This is a genomic window from Vibrio sp. S11_S32 (assembly GCF_014694465.1).
Taxonomy (GTDB): domain Bacteria; phylum Pseudomonadota; class Gammaproteobacteria; order Enterobacterales; family Vibrionaceae; genus Vibrio; species Vibrio algicola.
The window spans coordinates 1-5,121 of sequence record NZ_JAAUWS010000084.1; the positions used below are offsets into that span (position 1 = coordinate 1).

5 protein-coding genes and 1 pseudogene are annotated in these 5,121 nt (G+C 41.1%); 3 read left to right on the forward strand and 3 right to left on the reverse strand.

What is annotated here, in order from left to right:
• From HC723_RS16280 to HC723_RS16290, 3 genes and pseudogenes are all read right to left on the reverse strand, one after another.
• Window positions 1-101 (reverse strand): annotated as a pseudogene (locus HC723_RS16280) (NAD(P)-dependent oxidoreductase); the annotation flags it as partial.
• A gap of 135 nt (window positions 102-236) precedes the next feature.
• Window positions 237-941 carry an aspartate/glutamate racemase family protein gene (locus tag HC723_RS16285; protein WP_190339835.1) on the reverse strand — a complete coding sequence of 235 codons (705 nt, stop codon included), beginning with the start codon at window positions 939-941 and terminating at the stop codon, window positions 237-239.
• A gap of 952 nt (window positions 942-1,893) precedes the next feature.
• Complete coding sequence (locus tag HC723_RS16290; protein ID WP_153447083.1) at window positions 1,894-2,430, reverse strand: DUF2058 domain-containing protein; 537 nt, start codon at window positions 2,428-2,430, stop codon at window positions 1,894-1,896.
• Between the two features lie 170 nt (window positions 2,431-2,600).
• Between HC723_RS16290 and HC723_RS16295 the strand changes: the two genes are divergently transcribed.
• The 3 genes from HC723_RS16295 (at window position 2,601) to dbpA (ending at window position 4,957) form a co-directional block, all read left to right on the forward strand.
• A complete protein-coding gene (locus tag HC723_RS16295) occupies window positions 2,601-3,170 on the forward strand; it encodes a DUF1415 domain-containing protein (RefSeq protein WP_153447082.1) in 570 nt (189 codons plus the stop codon).
• A 34-nt stretch (window positions 3,171-3,204) separates the two neighbouring features.
• Complete coding sequence (locus tag HC723_RS16300; protein ID WP_153447081.1) at window positions 3,205-3,432, forward strand: glutaredoxin family protein; 228 nt, start codon at window positions 3,205-3,207, stop codon at window positions 3,430-3,432.
• A 124-nt stretch (window positions 3,433-3,556) separates the two neighbouring features.
• Window positions 3,557-4,957 (forward strand): ATP-dependent RNA helicase DbpA, encoded by a 1,401-nt coding sequence (gene dbpA, locus HC723_RS16305; protein WP_153447080.1) that lies wholly within the window; start codon window positions 3,557-3,559, stop codon window positions 4,955-4,957.
• Window positions 4,958-5,121 lie beyond the last annotated feature (164 nt).

The window sequence follows — 5,121 nt, forward strand, 5'->3', positions numbered from 1 at the left end:
TGGTAATTAACACAAACAGCATAGCTTTGCTTTGCAAGAAACTTGGAAGTTGCGGCACCAATTCCTCGGCTACCACCAGTGACCAAAACTATCCGATTCATCGATACTCCGTTTGCCGTATAACGCCTGCATAACACGTTTGCTACCATGCAAATTAAGCTCAAATTTGCCACTTAATACGGTAAACTCAAAGAAACCTAGAATGCCGAATGTAGCGAATCGTGTTGATGCATTTGTTATATTGCCATATCTGAAATAGCTAATTGAACAGCTTGAGCCGCATGAATTTCAGTTGTGTCGTATAATGGAACTTCTGTATGTGCTTGCTGAATAAGTAGAGCTATTTCAGTACAACCTAAAATAACAGCTTCAGCGCCCTGCTCATGCAAACTTTTAACGATACTTAAATACTTTTCTCTTGAGTCAGAGTTAATAACACCTCTGCACAATTCATCGTAAATAATGTTATGAACAGTCGTACGACTATTCTCTTCTGGTACAACAACTTCAATACCAAATTTTTCGACCAAACGATTTTTATAGAAATCCTGCTCCATAGTAAAACGAGTACCAAGCAGCCCAACTTTTTTAATGCCATCAATAACCAATTTATTAGCTGTTGCATCGGCAATATGAAGAATTGGGATTGATATGCTACTTTCAATTTCAGGAGCCACTTTATGCATTGTGTTAGTACAAATAATTAGAAAATCAGCACCACCAGCTTCAACCGATTTTGCAGCTTCTGAAAGTATTAATGCAGTTTCATCCCACTTACCCTGATGTTGTAACTTTTCAATTTCATCAAAGTTTACGCTGTATAGGCAGATTTTCGCAGAATTAAGTCCACCAAGTTCAGCTTTTACACCTTCATTAATAGCTTTGTAATAACTTGCGGTAGATTCCCAACTCATACCACCTAACATCCCAATTGTTTTCATTTTGTACTCCATACCTTAAAAAGCAATATAACAGTGTATTAGCAAGAAACTCGGATAAACCCGAATGGATTTTACACACGATCGCTGCTAATCAATTCATTTCTTGCCATAAGATACTCTAATAACGGTTTTTTAAAAGCATTTAGCCGATTTTATGCGATGGAGAAAGCGAGAACTGGGTTTAACGAGCCAGTTGTGACAGGGATGAACTTTCAATGTTTATATATTATTGTTAATTAACAATTACTTAAAGTTAAGCCTAATAAGACACATCTAAGCATAAGTTCTCGCTTTCACACAAAACCGCTTAATACTCACAAAATTGAATTGTAACTGTATAAATATACAGAGCAAGACTGGAATACTGTGCGGTGGACTCTCCACGAAATCAAGATTCAAATAAGCCACAACAACCCGTCCCACGCATTAGAACGAGGTTTCAGTAGCAACCCCATCCAACTTCCCCTTCTATTGATTATCATTGCCAATTAACCATATCAATCAAGGGGAAAAGTTTGTTTGGTGATCGCTGAAATAACCTCGACAACCCAACTGCCCCCTTCCTTTACCAAATACATTGCAGTTAAGCACCTGAATCTTCAGCCAAGGGAGGGCTGGGGCGGGTTGTTTTGGTGGTATTTATCGCAACAATTCGAGTCTCAATAGGCCGTGTGAGATCCTCACTATTCAGGATGACGAGCTTCTGGCTATAGCATTGACAGTTTAAGTTAGAATTGAAAGCGAGATTCCCTGTCTATTCGCTTAGGCTCATGCATGGAATGATGGAGGTTTACCACCCAAATAGGTCATCTCGGAAACGAGGGACGAGTTATCCGTGAGCTCGCTTTTGGTCATGAAATCAGTAATTAAAAACGTGGGATGTAAAAAAGCCCCAGCTAAAATAACTGAGGCTTAATGGCATTATTAGATAACGTTCAAATAGGGTTCTGGTTTACCACATCAGATCATCAGGTACCACGAAGTCGGCGTATGGGTCGTCTTCATCTTGCTCTTCTACGCTTAATACATTATTTAACACGATGGTATTTTCATCACGCAATGCAATTTTATCCGCTACACCGGCTGGAATAATGGCATATTCAGGCTCTTCGCTCATTGATGCACAACGCGCTATCGCCAAACGACCTTTGGTTAATTGGTCCTGCGTTTCTTTATCAACATGCAGTTTTTTGACTGTGGTGCCGTCGGTAAAGTTATAACCAATATCGCCATCGCGGATAGTGATACGGTTCATTTCAATTAACTGTTTAACTTGGGCTTTAAGTTCTTTTGATAACACCGCTTGTTTTTGCTCGGCACTTAATGCTTTATCGCGCTCGATTTGCGCTTGTTTATTCTCTTCAACCGCCGCGCGAGCTTCACGAGCTTGTACGCGTGATTTTTTAGATGATTTCTTCGCTTTTGCTAATTTTTTGCTGTTCACCAAACCGGCTTTAAGCATTTGTTCTTGTAAGGTTAATTTAGCCATAATGGGTTCAATAGCTCTCTAAGTCTTAATTGGAAATTTCTTAGCTGCGATTATACCTGTAATTTTTGTCAAGGTGCAGAATAAAGCTTGAGTTTACTTCAGATTATTAAGATCAACAGTTGCGCCGAACTGTGTTAAAATGCGCCGCGATTAATTATTTGAGGTTCACCATGTCAACGCTTAACTTTACCGAGATTGAATCTCAAGTCGAACAATGGCTGATCGATGTCGTGATCGGGTTAAATCTATGCCCTTTTGCTGCCAAGCCGCAACGCAATGAACAGATCCGTATATTTGTGTCCGATGCAAAAGTGGAAGAAGCATTACTCGAGGATGTGTTCCAAGAGTTCACTCGCTTAGTGCAAACGCCTGTCAGCCAGTTAGAGACAACATTGGTTGTGATCCCGAATATGTTAAGCGATTTCGATGACTATAATTTCTTCTTAGATTGGATCGATGCCTTAGTGAAACAAGAGCAATGGGAAGGCACTTTTCAAGTTGCGACTTTCCACCCTGATTATTGCTTTGCAGGCGCACACCCAGATGACGCTGAGAATTTAACCAATCGCGCGCCCTATCCTGTTCTACACTTGATCCGTGAAGACAGCATGGCAAAAGCGGTAAAACATTACCCAAATCCAGAAGCGATCCCAGACACCAATATTGCTCGAGTGGAATCGTTAAGCGAACAAGAAAAACAGCAATTGTTCCCTCATCTGTTTAGCAAAAAAGATAAATAATCGATAACATACGCAATAGGCAAAGAACATTAGTATGAAAAGAGTTGTACTTTATGTGGGTGCAAAATGCCCACACTGCAAAGCGGCGAAAATGTATTTAGATTCTAAAGGCATTAAATACCGCTTATGCGACGCTCAACTGCAACGCGGCCGCAAAGAATTAGAAGCAATGGGCGCGCGTGGCGTACCAGTATTAAAAATTGGCGATCGCATGATGGCGGGCTGGAACGCCGCCAACTTTGACAAAATATATAATAGTTAACATTTATAACAGCTAATAATTGTGTCGTTTATCAGTTCAATACTGGCGATGCAATAAACCCCATTCAAAACAGGTTAAGCAAAATGTCGCTTAGTCTGTCCCTTTATTATTAGGAAACAACACTTTGACTTCAACCACAACAAACGCATCATTTAGCAGCCTTAATCTTGATAGCGCACTTATTGAGAACTTAGACAGCTTAGGTTACCAATCTATGACCCCTATCCAAGCCGATAGCCTTCCGCTTATGTTGGCAGGTAAAGATGTGATTGGACAAGGTAAAACCGGCTCTGGTAAAACCGCAGCATTCGGCCTTGGTTTATTGGCTAACCTCAATGTGAAACGTTTTCGCGTTCAATCGTTAGTATTGTGCCCAACGCGTGAATTGGCCGATCAAGTCGCCACTGAAATTCGTAAGTTAGCGCGTGGCATTCACAACATTAAAGTGCTGACCTTATGTGGCGGCATGCCATTTGGTCCACAAATTGGTTCTCTTGAGCATGGCGCGCATATTCTTGTTGGTACGCCTGGTCGCATTTTGGATCACCTTGATAAAGGCCGAATCGATTTATCAGAAATGAACACGCTAGTTTTAGATGAAGCGGATCGCATGCTAGACATGGGTTTCCAAGATTCATTAGACGCCATCATTGCAGAAGCGCCAAAAGAGCGCCAAACCTTGTTATTCAGCGCCACTTTCCCGCCTGAAATCAAAAAAATTGCTGACCGCATTATGAATAAACCTGAATTGGTTAAGGTTGAAAGCCAACATACCGATAGCAGTATTAGACAGTTCTTCTATAAAGCCGACAGCTTTGAAGCGCGTATTCAAGCGACCCAGATTTTATTGTTAACGCACAAGCCTGAATCATCAGTGATTTTTTGTAATACCAAACGTGAAACGCAACAAGTAGCAGACGAGTTAGAATACAAAGGCTTTGATGTTATTGCGTTGCACGGTGATTTAGAACAGCGCGATCGTGACCAAGCCTTACTGCGCTTTGCGAACAAAAGTGCTTCTATTTTAGTGGCAACCGATGTAGCCGCTCGTGGTCTTGATGTTGAAAATTTAGATGCGGTGATCAACTTTGAACTGGCTCGTGACGCAGAAATTCACGTTCACCGTATTGGTCGTACAGGTCGCGCTGGCAGTAAAGGCATGGCATTTAGCTTATTCTCTCCAAAAGAAATGTTTAAAGTTGCTCAAATTGATGAGTATATGGACATTGCGATTTCGCCATCGACCCTACCTTCTTCAGATGTAATGTCTGATGCGCCTTATGTTGCTCAAATGGTGACAATTCAAATTGATGGCGGCAAGAAACAAAAAGTACGTGCCGGCGATATTCTGGGTGCATTAACTGGTGGTGAGCAAAGTATTCAAGGTAGCCAAGTAGGTAAGATCAACTTATCTGACATTCGCGCCTTTGTTGCTGTGCATAAAGATGTTGCCAAGAAAGCGTTGAAGATTATTTCTAACGGTAAAATGAAAGGCAAAACGTTCCGAGCTCGTATTATTAATTAATCTGACTTTTTATCGATGATCAAAACAGCCCTGTGAGTGAACTGACCCCCAATAGTTGGACACCAACATTGGGGGTTATTTTATGTCTAAGTACATCAGAGAATTAAAGCTGTACATTGCTCAGCGTTGCCTTGATGGCGAATCATCGACATCTCTTGCAAAAG